This window comes from Anaerohalosphaeraceae bacterium (genome assembly GCA_037479115.1).
GTDB lineage: Bacteria > Planctomycetota > Phycisphaerae > Sedimentisphaerales > Anaerohalosphaeraceae > JAHDQI01.
Window position 1 is genome coordinate 59489 of record JBBFLK010000008.1, and the last position, 16956, is coordinate 76444.

Sequence of the window (16956 nt, forward strand, 5' to 3'; positions counted from 1 at the left end):
AAGGTTCAAAATGCGCAGTGTACGTCAAAAGGCCGGTTCAGGCAAGACCTGTGTTGCAAAATCTCCCCCGGTCAGGGAACAGAGGGTTGCTGCTGCTGAAACCGCCGGATCTGTTCCAGAAGCCACTGCTCCTGCTGCTGAAGTTTCTCAAACAGTTCCGGACGCTCAATCTGGATTCGGCCCAGCAGACTCATCTTGAAAGACGGCGGGTATTCCGGGTCCTCCATAAATCCGCGAAACGCCGTGTATCGAATCAAATCCATCGGCGGCAGCCCCAGCCGCTGAAGGGCCTCGTTTCCGAGCTCCTGCATATAATAATCATAAACCTGCTGGGCCAGTCTTTCGCGGGCATAGGCCTCGTTATCCTCCCGAATCGCATAATAGAAATAGGCCTCCTGCAGACGGAACAGAATCGCCTCCGTGGCATCGTCAAATCCCAGCCCCTCCATCTCCTGCTGGAATTTCCACTGGACAAACTCCTCAAACGGCTTGAGATACTCCTCTCGAATAATGCCGGCGTCATCTCTCGGATACAGCTGCCGAAGTTCCTGATAAATCTGCCGGGCCCTCCGTTCATGCCCCGCCTGATACATCGACATCAGCGCATTTTCAAGAAAGTTCTTATGCCCGCCCCGAACCGCTTTCGGATTGCCCTTTTCCAGCTTCTCATATTTTTCAATCACCGTCCGCCAAATCTGGTCGCAGGCAGTAAACATTCGCGGGTCCGGCCGAATAAAGAGCGCCGTCTCTCGGTCCGGTCCCGTATAAAGAATCAGATTGCCGGTGCGATAGAGCTGCTGAAGACTGTGAAAGACAATCCGGTCCGTATTTTTCTCATCAATCCGATACTGTTCCGGACGAGAGGCCTTTTCCAGCCCAAGAACCGCCCAGTAAATCGCATGCGCCGCAGGATGTTCCCAGTTCATCGGCAGCCGCTCGTTCGGGTCATCCACCGATGTCCGTCCGTACTGCCTGTTAATCTGGACCATCAAAGCCGGGTCCATCTTCCAGGTATTTCGAAGCACCCATGCACGGGCAAACGTGTCGAACTTGGCCAACCCCGGTTTGTCCCGGAACGAATCAATTACCTCAAACGCCGCTCGCGGAAACTGCCCGGGCTGACGGCGCAGGGCCAGAAAATTATCGACCAGCGCATCTGTCTTCTGAAACTTCGAATCGGCTCTGGACAGCGCCTCAATCAACTCGGACACATCCGGGTCCGACAAAATCTCCGAAAGGGTCTGCGGTGCCGCCGCCAGATGTTCATACTCTTCGTTCGTCTGCTCCCCCAGAAGCGCCCGCATCTCCAGCAGCAGCTGCATCTTGTAGTAGCGATGGCAGTCGTCCAGATTGTCTCCTATCTTATGCCAGAAAATCCACCCCAGAGACCGATAGAGCGAGATATCCTGCGGATTCAGCGGAATCCCGCGGTCCCGAAGCAGCTCGTAGCCGTTGCGAACCCAGCGCCACCGCTGGGCACACTGCGTATTGGGAATCGCCACCGAAATGTTGTAGGCCATATTCCAGGCGTGAAAATCCCAGACCTTTGCAAAACGCGGCTGCAGAATGGTAATCCACTCCGCCAGCTGTTTGGCGTCAAAAAACTTGCCCTCCTGCTTGAGCCGGTCCGCCCGAATCCAAAGCACATCCACCACCAGGCCGCGAAACGCCCCCATTGCCACCGTGGCAAAGGCCAGCGACGGCGGAGCATTCTCCAGCGGGTCATTCAGCACCAAACCCATTTCGGTGCGCTTCTGGTGAATCCCCGGCTGCAGCCGCCAGGCCGCTGTCAAAAATCCGGCCGCCGCAAGGACACAAACCAGAATAATGAGTCTGTTTTTCCAGCGCATTTGAAAAACTGTCAAACCGTCACTTTGGCGATTTCACGCCTCGAGAAAATCCAGATTCCAATCGCCAGCAGAAGCACCATCTGCACGGCCAGCGTCACCAGAACCGCCTTGCCCAAAAACGCCCAGGAAAGCACCTCCCCGGACACCAGGTAATCCGTCGGACTGTACGGCCCGTCAAAACGGGGAATCGCATAAAGAAACCAGCGAATCGTCAGTCGATAAACCAGCCCCAGGACAGCCCCCAGGCTTTCTATCGATTCAAGAATAAACCCGTTAATCAGCCCCGCAAAAAACACCATCAGGCTGAACAGCGTCGCCACCGGAAACGACAGCCACGTGCTCAGGGAAACCCCCAGTGCCGCCAGAAAGATCAGGCGAATCGCCATCAGCAGCACAACCCGGAAAAAGTTGACCCCGAATCCGCCGACCGGATAGAGCACCTCCATCTGGTCAAAAATCACCGTAGAAAAATTCATCTCCGGCGAATTAAAAAAGCCCACCGTAACCTGTCCGTCCGCCGCGGCCGCATTTCCGGGCACGGTAAAACTGTGCAGCGTACGCGTGGCCTCGGAGCGTTCCACTCCGTAAATGGGCGTCTTGTACTCCCGAAGCCCCGTCCGAAACTGCCGAAAATCCCCCACCCGCCACTGTCCGAAAATCTCCTGATTCGGCGGTTCCGGAGCCGCCTGAAACTTGTAGCGAACAAACAAAACGGAATCGGGGTCTTTCGGAGGGAAAACCGTCTGAAAATCCCACTCCTTGACCGCCGCCGGCTCCACCGATTTTTGAGCAATTCGTTCCTGCTCCAGCAGCGTCTGCCGAATCTGCTGCATCGGCAGGTCCGGCAGCTGACGATTTTTCCGCAATGTCTCAATCCGCTCCTCAACCCGCTTGACAATCTCCTCCTCCGATGTCTGAGGAGCCACTACCCGCCGAGCCGTAAAGAACTCCGCCTGGGACCGGACAATCTGGTCCTCCGGTGCCTTGGAAAAACGCGGAATCGCCGTCGTCAATCCGTAAATCATGCATGAAAACCCGGCCAGCAGAAACAGATTCAGCCCGGCCGCTCCCAAAAACTTTCCCAGGACAATCTGATAGCGGGCAACCGGTTTGGTAATCACCAAATCAATCGTCCGCACCCGAAAATCGCTGTGGAGAGAATAACACGACACGGCTATGGTCAGCAGAGACAGCAAAAACCCGACCAGACTGATGCTGTAGCTGGAGAAACTCTGGAGTCTGCCCAACAGAGTTCCGTCCCCGGTGAGCGTCCAGGCCATCGTCGGCAGAAAGACCACCAGCAGCAGCAGAACAGCCGCTGCAATCTTCATTCGAACGGCCTGTGCGATGGTATTTTTGGCAATCGCCCAGCTATTGCGCATTCCGGGGCTCCTCCGATTCCGGAAGACGAGTCTGTTCCGTCGAACCATCCGGTCCTTTGCGTCCGCCCATCAGTTTTTGCAGAACATCCTGCCGGACGGACGGTTTCGGCGCCGCCGGCGGCTCCGACGGTTTTTCCGTGGGACTCTCGGTAGGGGCAACCGTCGGTTCAGCCGGCTTTCCCGTCAGCTGCTCCAGCAGGTCCTTCTTCGGTGTCGGCACCGGCCTGGACTGGGTCGGCTCCGTTTTGGCGGTTTCCGCCGGACCGGTTTCCACTGCCGGCTGAGGTTTCTTGGAAACCAGCTGCTCCAGAACCGCCCTCGAGGGCGACGCCGGCGGGGCCGCCAGAAATCCCTGTATGCCCGTGCCGGGTTTGGCCCCGCTGGTCGGCTGAGACGCCTGCGCCTTGGTAATAATATTGACAAAAAAGGTTTCCAGTTTATCGACCGGAGTCGTCATTTTGCACCACGACCCTTCCCGTCGAATAACGGATTCTATCTCCTCCCTGGCCTTCGGAGTCAGCGGACCGGTCAAAATCTGCAGCTCATCCCGATGCTGCAGAAGCTCCCGAACCGGCCCTTCTACCTGCATTCGGCCGCCGTACATTATCCCAATCCGATCGCAGACATCCTCCACATCCGCCAGCAAATGACTGCACAGCAGAATTGTCTTGCCCCGACGCGCCAGCTCCAGCAGCAGGTCTTTAATCTGACGGGTCCCAATCGGGTCCATTCCGGAGGTCGGCTCGTCCAGAATCAGCAAATCGGGGTCGTTAATCAACGCCTGCGCCAGTCCAATCCGCCGCATCATTCCTTTCGAATATGTTCCAATGCGCCGACTGCCCAGCCCCGCCAGCCCCACCATCTCCAAAAGCGTATCAATCCGGCTTTTGCGAACCGGAGCCGGCAGGCCGAATATCCGCCCGTAAAAATCCAGCGTCTCCCGCGCCGTCAGATACCGATACAAATACGATTCCTCCGGCAAATACCCGATTCGGGCGGCTATCGCCGGGTCGGTGCTGCGGCCCCCCAGGACAAAGGCATGCCCCTTCGTCGGATGCAGCAGGTTCAGCAGCATCTTGATGGTCGTTGTCTTTCCCGAACCGTTGGGCCCCAGAAACCCGTAAATCTCGTTGTAGCGAACCTTCAGATTTAAATCGACAACGGCCTTGACCTTCGGACGCCCCCACCAATCCGGAAAGATTTTCGTCAGATTGATTGTTTCAATCGCATAGGAAGAACCGGAAGAATCCATGAGTCCATTGCACCTGAAAAAAATTTTGTTTATGCTTCGGGGCTTTCCACAGCCGGTCCGTGCGGCTCCAGATGCTCTCCGTACCGCACCAGACGGGCACTGTTGAAGATAACCACCAGCGCCCCGACCAAGTGCAGAAACGCCGCCAGAATCAGCTTCACCCAGCCGACCATAATCCCCAGCATCCCCAGCAGGATAAAAATCACACCGAAGAGCAGGTTCTGATGAATGACCGCCCGCGTTTTCCGCGACAAATGCACCAAAAACGGCAGACGCCGAAGGTCATCGCTCATCAGGGCAATCGAAGCCGAGTTGATAGCCACATCGCTGCCGGCCGCTCCCATCGCAATGCCCAAATCCCCCGCTGCCAGCGCCGGGGCGTCATTGATGCCGTCCCCGACCACCGCCACAATATGACCTTCCTTGCGTATCGACTCCACCACCGCCAGCTTATCCTGCGGCAGGCACTGGGCCTTGTAATCCGTACAGCCCAGCTCCGCACTGACGCGGTTGGCCACATCCCGGCGGTCGCCTGTCAGCATCGTCACCCGGCGAATCCGGGCCGCAAACAGCTCCTCCACCGCCTGCCGGGCCTCCGGACGCGTCTTGTCCTGAAGCCCAATCCAACCGATGCACCGATTGTCGCAGGAAACATACAGCGTGCTGAATCCCTGCTCCTCATGAAGGGCCGGGTCGGCCACCGTATGAATATCAATCCCGTTTTCCGTCAGGAAGGTGTCGCGTCCCACCCGCACCAGGGAACCGTTTACACGGGCCGTCACGCCTTTGCCCGGCGTTTCCTGAAACTCCGTCGCCCGCACAAAACTCACATTGGCCTCCTTGGCCAGATTCAGCACCGCACGGGCCGCCGGGTGTTTGCTCATCTCCTCGGCCGAAGCCGCCAGCGACAGCAGCGTTTCCGGCTCGACATCCGCCGCCGGCTCCAGTTTGGTCACATACAGCTGACCCGTCGTCAGGGTGCCGGTCTTGTCGAATACAACCGCCGTAATCTTGCCGGCGATTTCCAGAAGCGATACATTCTTAATCAGCACCCCCAGACGCGCCGCCGCCGACAGTGCCGCCACCATCGCCGTCGGCGTCGCCATAATAATCGGACACGGGCACGAAATCACCAGAATCGAGATTGTCTTTTCAAAATCCTTCGTGAAAAAGTAAACAATCCCGCTGATCATCAGAATCGTCGGCAGATACCACTTCACATACCGGTCAATCAGCCGCATAATCGGCAGCTGCGTCTTTTCCGCCGCCATAATCAGCTGCTGCACCTTGCCCAGCGTGGTATCCTGCCCGGCCTTGGTCACCTCGATATCCAGCATGCCCGTCAGGTTCGTCGTGCCGGCAAACACCTGCATCCCGATGACCTTATCCACCGGCAGCGATTCGCCGGTAATCGTGGCCTCATTGACCGAACTTAAGCCCTGGCGAATCACACCGTCCGCCGGAATGTTGTCGCCCGGACGGACCCGAATCAAATCCCCGGGCTTGAGCTGACTGACGTTCACTTCCGTTTCCGTTCCGTCCGGTTTCACCAACACGGCCGTCGTCGGCGTCAGTTTAATCAGCGATTCAATCGCCGCCCGTGCCCCCAGGGCCGTCCGGGTCTCCATCAGCTCCGCCAGCAGCATAATAAAGGCCACCACACCCGCCTCAAAATACTGACCGGCGGCCAGCGCCGCCAGAATCGCCAGCGCCACCAGCTCATCCATATGCGTATGACCTTCCAGGAGGCCCCGCACGGCATGAACAATCACCGGCAGCCCCAGCAGCACCGCCCCAATCAGGGCCACCAACTGACTCAAATCCCCCGGCCCATACAGCCAGCGAACCTGAGCCAGAGAAGCGCTCAGCAGCAGCACACCGCCGGTCAGCGTGCCGAATACCGCCAGACTGATTCGCGTCTGCTGGCCCGCCGCCGAGGCGGCTAACCCTTCATGCGTATGGGAATGCCCCTCATGCGAACATCCCATTTCCTGACACTTGATTCCAAGGTGCTGATGTGCCATGTCCACCTCTGCAAATGACTATTTTTTGTCCGCCTGCCCTTCTCTGGGCCGCGCAAAGTCCCGATTAATCATCACACGAATTTCACGCCCTCGGTCTCCGGAGGGCGGCACAAACATCGTCTCATCCACCTTCTGAAGAATTTCCTCCACGGCATCCTGATAGAGTTTCTGCAGCACCAGAGCCGGACGCTTGCGGTATTCCGGCAGCAGACTCTTCAAATAATCCGCCGCCGCCTTGGCGTCCTGCTCCGCCCGGGTCCGATAGGCCCATGCCTCCGCCAAAATCCCCTGAACCCGTCCGCCCATCTGACGAATCAGCTCCTCCATCTGCTCGTCCGTCAGCGTTTCATCCCGCAGTTTGGCCAGCAGCTCCTCCGCCCGAGGACCGGCCGTATCCGTCAGAAGTTTTTCCTTGTACGCGCGGGCGTCCACAATGGCCTGCTCACTTTTGTTAATCGCCTGGCTGGAGGCCTGAAACGCATCATCCACCTGCAGCGGCCAGTTCGTCCGATTGATCCGCACATCATCAATCTGAATCCCGCTTTCCAACGCATCCAGCTTGTCCTGCAGAATCCGCCGAACCCGCTCCGAAATCCCCGTTGAACTTGTCAGCGCCTCATCCAGACTGTACCGCACCATCGTGGAAACGATGGCATCCGACGTCAGACTCTCAATCAGCGGATTGACCGTCCGAGCCGCCACCTCCATAAACGATTCGCCCGGTTTTCGGCTGGGAATATAAATATTTTCAAAAAAACGAACCGGGGAGCCGATGGAATACGTCACGGTCCATTTGGAATGCACAATGTTGTAATCCGAGCCCTTCAGCTGGGTAATCGGCTCATTGCGGGTCAGACAATACCCGTCCTGAACCGGGTTCAGCCCGCCGTAAGCCGCTTTCTTTCCGCCGGCCAGCTTTTCCTGCTCCGTCTCAAAATACCAGAACGAATCAATCGGCAGACTGCGAATCTCCTTGACGGGGATCCGAATAATCTCGCTGATGGGTTCCGGAAACGTCCAGTGATAGCCGGGCTGCTTGATTCGCTCATCCCCCTGGCCCTGAACCTTGCCGAAAACCAGCACCAGTGCCTGTTCGTTGGGCTCCACGCTGAAAAACCCGCTGGCCAGAAACAAAACCGCCACCGCCGCCATGATGACTTTCAAAATCAGAAAACTCAGCCGCAGGGCATCCGCCAGCGATTTCTGACCGGGCTGGAGCAGTTCCGGCTCCCCCGCCGTCCGCTGTTCGTTATTCAGACCTGATACCGTTCGTTCGTCCATAGCCGCTTGCCGTCCTCCGGTCAGGGTTGTTTGGTTTCCAGACTCGGCCGCTTTTTCAGCAGAGAAAACGGTTCCACATCCGTTCCCAATACCAGCGTCGTGCGCTCTTTGAGAATCCGCTTGAGCGACTCCAAATCCCGCAGGAACATCGCCAGTTCCGGGTCGGCCTCCAGTTCCTTATAGTACCGGGCCGCTTCGGCATCTCCCGCTCCGCGAATCGCCTGCGCCCGGCTTTCGGCCACCGCCAGCAGTTCCTTCTGCTTAGCCTCTGCTTCACTGCGAATCCGGTCGGCTTCCGCATTGCCCGCCGCCACAATCGTATCCGTCTTGACCTTCCGGTCCGCCTTCATCCGCTCAAACACATCCTGCGTGACTTTCTCCGGCACCATCAGGCGCTTGATGCCCGCCAGCCGCACATCCACCCCATAATTGGCCGCCGCCTGCTGCTGCAGCGCCGCCGTAATCTCCTGCTCAATCTCTTCAAACCGAAGCTTGGACGGGTCCGTATTTACAAAATCGCTGAACGGATGCCGGCCCACCACCGTATTGGCCGCATTCTGCAGCTGCACCCGCAGCTTCTCCTGCGCCCCGTCAATGTCCTGCACACTCGTCAAAAACCGCAGCGGGTCGCCGATCCGCCAAATCAGATAACTGACAATAATGATCGGCTCGCCGCCCGCCGTAGCCGTCTCCTGCATCTGAACCTCCAGCAGACGGCTGCGGGAATCAAACCGATGAACCCGATGAATCGGAATCGGCCAGCGAAAATACAAGCCCGGCTCCGTAATCGAACGCACCGGATTGCCGAAACACGTCACCAGGGCGCTTTCCGTCTGACGAACCTGGAAGGTAAAGCCCACAAACCCGAGAATCGTCAGAATCACCAGCAGAAATATGATACCCCATACATTCTTCATACACGCATCCCTATTTTCTCAGAACAGAATCCAGATTCATTTCATACAGACCGGTCGCCATCTTGTCCTCCAGGTTCAAAATATAAATTTCCTGGTCCGCCGGCTCGGTCGCGACAACAAATTTTCGAATCGAAGGCAGCGATTCCTCCAGAATCTGCAGACGGCGGAACCGCTGAAAGAGCTTGCCGCCGGCCTGATGGGCCTTGACTTGCCCGGCAAAACGAAGCCCTTCGCCTTTGGCCCGGGCTGTCCGCTCAAACGCATAAGCCTCTGCCTGCCGCAGTGTGGAAAACAGCTTGCCCTGGGCCTGATGAATGATCGATTCCATCTCCTGCACAAGGGTCTCCGCTCGGGCTGCATCCGACTCCTGATAGGCCCTGGAAATCTGCCGAACCAGTCCGTAAATCGCATCGGCCTTTTCAATCGAACCGGCCAGTTCGGTCAATATCTTGTTGTGCTCGGCCTGGGCCGTCAGAATCGTCGTCTGCTGCTTCTGAACCGCCGCAACAACCTCCTGATAATCTGCAGCCACTTCGGGCGGCGGGTGAACCCCAACCATCCCGACAAACACAATCTCCACACCCAGCTGTGCCGCATCCGCCGCCTCCTGCATCCGCGCATGGAGAACACGGCAGGCGTGTTCCTGTCCGGCCCCCAGCAGACTTTTCTGCCGTTCTGTAAAACTCAGCTCCTCATCCGGTTCTATCTTGGCGCTGGCGGCAAAGCGAGCCAATTCCCGATAACACAGCGCCTCCAGCAGCGTTCGGGAATCTTGGTGATTATACAGGTACTGGTGCAAATCGCGTATCTTGTAATGGACCGGAACATCCACAATAATGTAGCTGACCGGGGCCGCGCCCTTTTCTCCCCGGACCGCCTGACGGCGGGTTTCCACCGCCACAAGCAGTTTATATTCCTCTTTGTAGTGTTTCTGCCCCCACAAGAACGGCTTGGCGGCATCCTCCGGCGACGGAACATATCCGACATGAAGCACATGAATCTTCTCCATCGGATACACATACGCGCGCTCGAACGGCCAAGGCCATTTCCACGTCCATCCCGGTCCCACCTGACGTCCGCCGTCCTCCGTCCGAGCCGACCCAAAGCGTTCAATCACAGCCCCCTCTCCCGGCCCTACAATCACCACGCAGCTGAACAGATAAATCACCAGCAGAAGAAACAAAAGAAGCGGGGCAATCGCCTTCTCCAGCAGTTTGTAAAACCACGTCTGAGAGACCTGAAACCCAAACTGGTAATCCAGTGTGCTGGCGACCGTGTGAAGAATCCCGCCGGGTTCATTGATGAGCCCCAGCAAACGGCTGTCAAAACACGCCCGGCTGTATTGCCCCGCCAGCCGTGGACGATACAAATCCAGCACAGCCGCCAGAATCGTTTCACTGCCCAGCACAATCAGAAGAATGGGGATAAACCAGTTCAAAAAAACCAGCCCGAACTGGTACTTGTATTGAGCAAAGGCCAGCGAAACGGCCGCCGCAAACCCCAGAATCGAGCTCATCAGCAGACTGCTCCCCCCCGCCCGAAGCGGACGCCAGACCAGCGTCACACTCAGACCGGTCGCATATCGGCTGATTAAAAAACTGAAAAACGACAGCAAAACCAGAATCGCCGCCCCCAAAAGCGGCGAGCGAAGCGAATACTCCTTTGCAGGCCCCGAAACAAATCGAATTAATAAAAAACCCAACGCAATCTGGCCGACTGCAATCAGCACCCCCCAGATGGGCAAAAGCCATTTTTCCACCCATTCGAGCCGTTTTTGAGCCACCGCAAAGATGTCCAGCCGTCCCTCCGGCCCCTCAAAAATTGTGTGTTTCTCACGAGCCCTCTTCAGTTCCGCCAGGTCCAGTTTCTCCTGCTCGGCCCGATGCCGATGATAAAACTGGATCATCAGAACCAGCCAAATCAGAAAACTCCCCAAGACCTGCCAGGACAGAAGATACAGGGTAGGACTTGACAGGACAGCCCCAAAAAACAGGGCTGACAAAAAGAAAAGCAGACTCAGAATCAGTCCGAATAACGATACGTAAAACGCTCTCTGTGACGAATCTGCCATAATTTTTGATTCCTAACTCCTCTTCGATTCTTTCCCGAACAATACCGGACAGTCTTTGTATATATAGTAAATTTACCGGATTACGCAACAGGAGGGTTTACAAAAAAAAGGGTTTTAGGTAAAAAGTATAGGAAAAGAAAACTTTTTTTGTCATAATCAAGGTCCGCCTGTGATTGGAAAACTGTTTACAATAGCCAAAAATACCGTATTCGAAACCCTTCGCCAGCCGATTTACATCATTATTATCATCTGTGCCCTTCTTTTGCTCCTTCTGGCACCGGCCATCAGCATGTACACGCTGGACGAAGACGTCAAACTCCTGCGAGAATTGGCCTTTTCTACGCTCTTTCTTGCCGGTTTGTTCATTTCCGTTTTCTCCGCCGGCGGAGCCCTGACCGAAGAAATCGAAACCGGGACGATTACCACCGTGCTTTCCAAGCCGCTTCCGCGTCCGCTATTCGTGCTTGGAAAGTTTGCCGGCCTGGCCCTGGCGGTGGCCCTGGCTCATTATTTACTTTCTATCGCGATGCTCCTGGCAATCCGACATGGAGTGCTCGAACGGGCCTCCGATGAACCCGACTGGGTTGTGATTACGGCTGCGGGAAGTGTCCTGCTGCTTACCATCCTTATAAGTGCTTTATTAAACTACTTTTACGAATGGCACTTCTGCTCGACCGCCGTGGTCATCGGCACTATTCTCAGCTCTGCAGCCCTCTTGTTTCTGGCCTTTGTAGACCGAGATTGGAAAGTAAATCCCTCCCAAAACGGCTTCCACCTGTTTGACATCAATGCCTCGGCCCTGCTGCTTTTGGCCGTTTTAATCACGGTAGCGCTGGCAGTAATGTTCTCAACCCGCCTTAATATCATTCTTACGCTCTTAAGTTGCGTTGGGGTTTTTCTAATCGGTTTGATTACAGACTGGCTGTTTGGGCGGCTGGCAGACAAATTCCTCTGGGCCAAAATCGGGTATATCCTTTTCCCAAACTTTCAGGTCTTTTGGGTCAGCGACGCTATCTATGAAAACAAACAAGTGTCTGGCGATTACCTTTTGATGGGACTCTATTACGCTGTTCTTTATATTTCCGCTATCCTCTTTTTGGCAATCGCCCTCTTTCAAAACAGACAGGTTGGGCAAAACAGGCAATATTAAACCGCCTTTGTCGGCTCTTCCAAATCAATAATCATCGCCGTTTCGTCACAATGGTCCTGCTTCGGACAGCGGGCGCAGTCGCTCCAAACCTTCATCGGCAGCGTCTTTTTATCGACACGGCGAAACCCCACTTTTTCAAAGAAAACCGGCTCCATTGTCAAGGTAAAGACTTGGCTTATGCCCAGCCGACGGGCCTCTTCCAGGCATCGATTGACAAGGGCCCGCCCGATTCCCTTCCCAAAATAACTCTTATCCACCGCCAAAGACTGAATCTCGGCCAGATTCGACCAGATTACCTTCAGCGCGCAGCAGCCCACAACTGTTCCGTTCGCTTCGGCCACCTGAAAAACCTGAAGATTTTCATAAATATCCGCCAGCGAACGAAACAGCATCCGGTCCAGCTCTGCATAACAGCTGATCAGTGCATGAATGGCCGGCACATCCTGAACTCGTGCATTTCGTATCTGCATATCAACACTATACCGTTTCAAACGGAAACAAGCAAGTGCACACCAAAAACCTGGTTTTTCGTCTTTTTCGTGTTATAATAAAACCGTACGACATGGAACCGGCCGTAGTTTTCACATTTGCAGCGTACTTTCTTTTTCTGCTGGCTGTAGGACTCTTTTTTTACACCCGCTCGACAGCCGCACAGGACTATTGGCTCGGCGGACGGGGTATGGGAAGCTGGGTAACCGCCTTTTCCGCTCAGGCATCCGATATGAGCGGCTGGCTGCTGATGGGACTGCCGGGCGCGGTCTATCTGGGAGGGCTTCAGGAAGGATGGATTGCGGCAGGGCTTGTGGCCGGAACCGTTATCAACTGGTATGGGCTGGCCCCGCGATTGCGAATCTTCACCGAACGGACAAATTCCCTCACAATCCCTGCCTTTTTGGAAAAACGATTCCGCGACCCAACCGGGCTCCTTCGCCTCGTCTCAGCCGCTGTCATTCTCCTCTTTTTTACCCTGTACGCCGCTTCCGGACTGGTGGCAGCCGGCAAACTCTTCGAATCGACCTTCGACATCCCCTACCCCGCCGCCGTCCTGCTGGGCGGTTTTATCATCATCTTCTACACATTTTTGGGAGGCTTCAAAGCCGTCTGCTGGACGGACCTTCTGCAGGGAGTCCTGATGATTTTCGCGATTGCAGTCATTCCGCTTCTGGCTGTCTGGAAAAATCCGTCGGCCGACTGGTCGGTCCTGCTTCGCCGGGCTCCTCAAGCCCCGTCAGCGGTTCCGGCTCTCTTGTCCGTCCTGTCCGCACTGTCGTGGGGCCTGGGTTATTTCGGGCAGCCCCATATTCTTACACGCTTTATGGCGGTTCGGTCGCTTCGGCATCTTTATCAATCCGCCTGCATCGGCTCACTCTGGGCGGCCGCCGCCCTGGCCGGAGCCGTGGCCGTCGGGCAAATCGGCGCCGCGGTCTTTCCGGGACTGTCCGGCGGAGACGAAGAAAAAATCTTCATCCTCCTGATTCAAAACACCTGTCATCCCTGGCTGACGGGAATCATGCTGTCCGCCATCCTTTCAGCCATTATGTCCACCATCGATTCCCAGCTCCTCGTATCCGCTTCGGCCTTGACCGAAGATGTTTACCGCAAAACGGTTCAGACCGGTGTATCGGAAAAAACCGCCTTGCTGGTCAGCCGGCTGTGCGTGCTCGGCATTTCCGCGCTGGCTCTTCTGCTGGCCCTGAATCCCAAAGAAACCATCCTGAAAATCGTCGCCTATGCCTGGGGCGGGCTGGGAGCAGCATTTGGACCGGTCCTGTTGGCGGCCCTTTATTCCCGCAAAACAACCTGGTACTCCGCCTTGGCCGGAATGCTCGCCGGAACCCTCACGCTGGTCTTTTGGAAATACCTCGGTTTCAGCGGTTGGCTCTATGAATTGGCCCCCGGCTTTGCCGCCAACACCGCCGTACTGATGATAATCAATTTCTTTTTCCCGCAGACAGATGCGGCCATTTTGCAGGATTTTGAAACAACCCTTCGGCAGATCCAACAGGCGGGACAATGAGGAAACAAAAACAGGGAGGACGGCGCAGAATCAAACAAGTTGTGGGCCGCGCTCCCTGATGCCTTGTGCCGGTAAATGCACCTTACCGCGGATGGTGCATAGGCGTTAAACCGTCATCTTTGCACAGGCAACATATATACCATAATTTATCTCCGCGCTTTTGTCAAGAAGATTCCGTCCAAAGAAACAAAAAGGGCCCTGTAAAAACAGGGCCCCAACAATCGTCAAAAAGCGGCTTTATTCCTCTTTGACCAGCACGTTCAGTGTTTTGCTGCCCCATTTTTGGGCCTGCTCATGCGAAGCAAAAAACACATCCAGCCGGTTCCCTTTAATCAGCCGCCCGCGATCCTTGACCTGAACAGGCCTATTGCCGTTATAGCCGGGAATAATCATCTCGGTCCCAAACGAATACCGCTTGTCGGCCGCCACGAAAACATCCCCCGGCCGAATCCGGTGGTTCGAGGCCGTGATTCCATCGGCATAACGGCCGCAGCATTTGGCACAGGGACAGTACCCTGTCACCCGCATTCGAACCACACGCCATTTTTCCTTCGGCTGCTTGGCCTCTTTGGGTCTCCACACAGGAGCAAACGGCTCTACCTTCAGATTGTCCGCAGGGATTTGTTCAAACTCCCGAAGCAACCCCAGCAGCTCCGCCTCCGGTTGAACTGCAGGCAGCTGCTGTTCCCCGGCAAACCCCTGAACAGAACCATCCGGCTGTACCGGAGCCCAGGCACTGTACAGCGAAACGACCCTGCGGCCCCGAAATTCAAAATGCCAAAGCAAGCCCCCCAGCAGCACCGCCATCAAAAGACTGGACAGCAGGGCCGCTTCATAGCCGCCGTGCGTCGGACGGCTGTAGCAAGACGATTTCTCCCATTTTGCCAACCTTTGGACCTTTCCAAACGAACCACTTCAGAGGCCTTCCCGCCGAACCGCTCGGCCGAAGCCTCAAAAGAACATCCTGCTTTTAATCCCTCGCCTTGTCTGAAAAGGCCTTCCGTGGCAGCCAAAAACAATAAACAGCAACGTTCAGTGTTCAAAACGGATTCAAATGGAGCAGTAAAATGGATGTATGGATAAATATACGCAGTAGAAGCCGGCAAGTCAAGACAAAAAAGGCCTGTCAGGTCCTATAAAAAAGCTAATTAGAATCCGGAATGCCGGATTTAAGAAAAAAATCTTTCCCCTTTTAACGTCCCTTTTCGTTGGTTTGTCTGCCCATTCCTCCCTCTGTGTTTCTTAGGCGGACAAGGGAGCCGCAGGCATCCTTGCCCGCGACTCAAAACCTCAAGGCTTACTTTACAAAACACACGCAGCCAGAGCAATCGTTTTTCCCGCCGCATCCGCTTGCCGAAAAGGCCTCTGAAAAAATAAACACCCGATAAGCTTCGATTTTTCAGAGACTTCTGCGAAAAATTTTCCTTCCTTTCCGCCCCATCATTTTTCTGCAGAATATTACAGAAACCTTGTGAAATCTTTTGCCCATACCGAAAAGCTCGTTATAATCACTCTCGGACGAAAGGCTGCTGTTTGCATTTGGAGAGAGAAAGGGCCCATACAATGATTTTCTATTTTTTGTGGTTTTTCCTGACCGCCCCTGCCGTTCAAAAAACTTCATCAAACCCTTCAACCGCCGCTGCTGTCAATTACGGTCAGGCCGAGATCGCCCAAGTGCTTGAAGTTTTTCCGGATTTTCACTTGCTCTGCAACATTCGCAATTATCCGCCTGTGGTGGGAGAACAGATGCCCGTTTATATTCGGGGACTTCAACCCGGCGGCACACAGCCCGATGCCAAAGTTCAGACTTATCTTCAAACACTGCTCTGCAAACAGCCCAGGGATCCCAACCAGGTCATCCTGCTCAAAAATATTCAGCGGGGGCAATCGTTTTGTCTGATTGCGGATTTGGAAATCAACGGCCGGGATGTCGGCGACTTTCTCGTCCAGCAGGGACTGGTTGAGCGAATCCTGAAGGCCCCTGCCGCCGAGCAGACAGCCGGCGCGGTACCGGAGCCTCCCGCTCCCGCCGCCCTCTCGATGGTTCTTCAACCGATTGCACCCGCTTCCTATCCGGTTAAACCAAGCCCGCAGCCATCACAGGGTTATATCGCCTCCAAAGGGAGCCGAATCTTTCATCGGGTCGGCTGTCCCCATGCCGCCCGCATCGCCGAAGAACAGCGGATTCTCTTCCGCACACGGGACGAGGCTGCCTCCGGACGCAGGCCCTGCAAAACCTGCAATCCCTAACTGATAATTCCTTTCACATACTCGATGGTTTCCCGCTGGGTCGGATTCTCAAACATCCGAGCCGCCGGGCCGTGCTCCACCAGCCGTCCGCAATAAAAGAACGCCGCATAATCTGCCAGCCGCCGGGCCTGACGAAGAATATGCGTGACAATCACAATCGTATAATCCTTCTTCAGTTCCAGAAAGCACTCCTCAATCCGCCGGCTGGACATCGGGTCCAGCGCCGATGTCGGCTCATCCGCCAGAATAATCTCCGGCTCCACCGCCAGCCCCCGAGCCAGACACAGCCGCTGCTGCTGCCCAATCGAAATCCGCGACGCCGGCTGGCCGAGCCGGTCTTTGACCTCCTCCCACAGCCCCACCTGCCGCAGACGAAACTCCACAATCTCATCCAGTTTCCGGCGGTCGTTGAGTCCGTGAATCCGCGGACCGTACGCCACATTCTCATAAATCGACATCGGCAAAGGCCGAGGCGTTTGCGAAAGCAGCCCCATCTTTTTCCGAATCGCCGTCACCTCCGCCGTCGGGCTGTAAATATCCTCGCCGTCCACCAGCACCCGCCCGGTCACCCGCGCCCCTTCCGCCAGTTCCACCATTCGGTTCAGCGACTTCAGAAACGTCGTCTTGCCGCATCCGGACGGCCCGATGACGGCGATAATCTGCCGACGCGGCAGTTCGATGGAAACATCCCGAAGCGAATGGTCCGACCCGTAATAGACATTCAGATTTTCCACACAGATATGGGGCTGATTCATTTTGACC

13 protein-coding genes are annotated in these 16956 nt (G+C 55.7%); 3 read left to right on the top strand and 10 right to left on the bottom strand.

Annotated elements, in window-relative coordinates:
* Positions 1-71: 71 nt before the first annotated feature.
* The 7 genes from WHS88_05610 to WHS88_05640 are packed head-to-tail and all read right to left on the bottom strand — an operon-like array spanning position 72 to position 10777.
* Entirely contained in the window at positions 72-1850 is a 1779-nt protein-coding gene (locus tag WHS88_05610) for a hypothetical protein (GenBank protein MEJ5259648.1), read from the bottom strand.
* An 11-nt stretch (positions 1851-1861) separates the two neighbouring features.
* The gene (locus tag WHS88_05615; protein ID MEJ5259649.1) at positions 1862-3232 is read right to left on the bottom strand and encodes a hypothetical protein; all 1371 of its coding nucleotides are present in this window, start codon (positions 3230-3232) and stop codon (positions 1862-1864) included.
* On the bottom strand, positions 3222-4484 hold the full coding sequence (locus WHS88_05620; protein MEJ5259650.1) for an ATP-binding cassette domain-containing protein: 1263 nt from the start codon (positions 4482-4484) through the stop codon (positions 3222-3224). Before WHS88_05620 ends, WHS88_05615 begins: the two co-directional genes overlap by 11 nt.
* A gap of 29 nt (positions 4485-4513) precedes the next feature.
* Complete coding sequence (locus WHS88_05625) at positions 4514-6508, bottom strand: cation-translocating P-type ATPase (GenBank protein MEJ5259651.1); 1995 nt, start codon at positions 6506-6508, stop codon at positions 4514-4516.
* Between the two features lie 18 nt (positions 6509-6526).
* Complete coding sequence (locus WHS88_05630) at positions 6527-7789, bottom strand: protease modulator HflK (protein MEJ5259652.1); 1263 nt, start codon at positions 7787-7789, stop codon at positions 6527-6529.
* A gap of 20 nt (positions 7790-7809) precedes the next feature.
* Positions 7810-8706, bottom strand: coding sequence for a protease modulator HflC (locus WHS88_05635; protein MEJ5259653.1), 897 nt, complete (start codon positions 8704-8706; stop codon positions 7810-7812).
* A 10-nt stretch (positions 8707-8716) separates the two neighbouring features.
* A complete protein-coding gene (locus WHS88_05640) occupies positions 8717-10777 on the bottom strand; it encodes an SPFH domain-containing protein (protein ID MEJ5259654.1) in 2061 nt (686 codons plus the stop codon).
* Between the two features lie 169 nt (positions 10778-10946).
* On the opposite strand from WHS88_05640, the gene WHS88_05645 reads away from it, so the two are divergent.
* On the top strand, positions 10947-11927 hold the full coding sequence (locus WHS88_05645) for an ABC transporter permease subunit (GenBank protein ID MEJ5259655.1): 981 nt from the start codon (positions 10947-10949) through the stop codon (positions 11925-11927).
* Here WHS88_05645 and WHS88_05650 read toward each other — a convergent pair.
* Complete coding sequence (locus WHS88_05650) at positions 11924-12397, bottom strand: N-acetyltransferase (GenBank protein MEJ5259656.1); 474 nt, start codon at positions 12395-12397, stop codon at positions 11924-11926. The genes WHS88_05645 and WHS88_05650 overlap by 4 nt on opposite strands.
* 92 nt (positions 12398-12489) lie before the next feature.
* Here WHS88_05650 and putP point away from each other — a divergent pair, with 92 nt between their 5' ends.
* Positions 12490-13944, top strand: coding sequence for a sodium/proline symporter PutP (gene putP / locus WHS88_05655; GenBank protein ID MEJ5259657.1), 1455 nt, complete (start codon positions 12490-12492; stop codon positions 13942-13944).
* 237 nt (positions 13945-14181) lie between these two features.
* Here putP and WHS88_05660 read toward each other — a convergent pair whose 3' ends face one another.
* Positions 14182-14832: a 3D domain-containing protein gene (locus WHS88_05660; GenBank protein ID MEJ5259658.1), complete on the bottom strand. Its 651-nt coding sequence runs from the start codon at positions 14830-14832 to the stop codon at positions 14182-14184.
* A gap of 675 nt (positions 14833-15507) precedes the next feature.
* Here WHS88_05660 and WHS88_05665 point away from each other — a divergent pair.
* The gene (locus WHS88_05665; GenBank protein MEJ5259659.1) at positions 15508-16194 is read left to right on the top strand and encodes a hypothetical protein; all 687 of its coding nucleotides are present in this window, start codon (positions 15508-15510) and stop codon (positions 16192-16194) included.
* Here WHS88_05665 and WHS88_05670 read toward each other — a convergent pair.
* Positions 16191-16949 (bottom strand): phosphate ABC transporter ATP-binding protein, encoded by a 759-nt coding sequence (locus WHS88_05670; GenBank protein MEJ5259660.1) that lies wholly within the window; start codon positions 16947-16949, stop codon positions 16191-16193. The two genes, WHS88_05665 and WHS88_05670, sit on opposite strands and share 4 nt — an antisense overlap.
* Positions 16950-16956 lie beyond the last annotated feature (7 nt).

Coding starts and splice junctions, on each gene's coding strand:
- WHS88_05610 (MEJ5259648.1), bottom strand. CDS start 1,850: ATGCGCTGGAAAAACAGACTCATTATTCTGGTTTGTGTCCTTGCGGCG.
- WHS88_05615 (MEJ5259649.1), bottom strand. CDS start 3,232: ATGCGCAATAGCTGGGCGATTGCCAAAAATACCATCGCACAGGCCGTT.
- WHS88_05620 (MEJ5259650.1), bottom strand. CDS start 4,484: ATGGATTCTTCCGGTTCTTCCTATGCGATTGAAACAATCAATCTGACG.
- WHS88_05625 (MEJ5259651.1), bottom strand. CDS start 6,508: ATGGCACATCAGCACCTTGGAATCAAGTGTCAGGAAATGGGATGTTCG.
- WHS88_05630 (MEJ5259652.1), bottom strand. CDS start 7,789: ATGGACGAACGAACGGTATCAGGTCTGAATAACGAACAGCGGACGGCG.
- WHS88_05635 (MEJ5259653.1), bottom strand. CDS start 8,706: ATGAAGAATGTATGGGGTATCATATTTCTGCTGGTGATTCTGACGATT.
- WHS88_05640 (MEJ5259654.1), bottom strand. CDS start 10,777: ATGGCAGATTCGTCACAGAGAGCGTTTTACGTATCGTTATTCGGACTG.
- WHS88_05650 (MEJ5259656.1), bottom strand. CDS start 12,397: ATGCAGATACGAAATGCACGAGTTCAGGATGTGCCGGCCATTCATGCA.
- putP (MEJ5259657.1), top strand. CDS start 12,490: ATGGAACCGGCCGTAGTTTTCACATTTGCAGCGTACTTTCTTTTTCTG.
- WHS88_05665 (MEJ5259659.1), top strand. CDS start 15,508: ATGATTTTCTATTTTTTGTGGTTTTTCCTGACCGCCCCTGCCGTTCAA.
- WHS88_05670 (MEJ5259660.1), bottom strand. CDS start 16,949: ATGAATCAGCCCCATATCTGTGTGGAAAATCTGAATGTCTATTACGGG.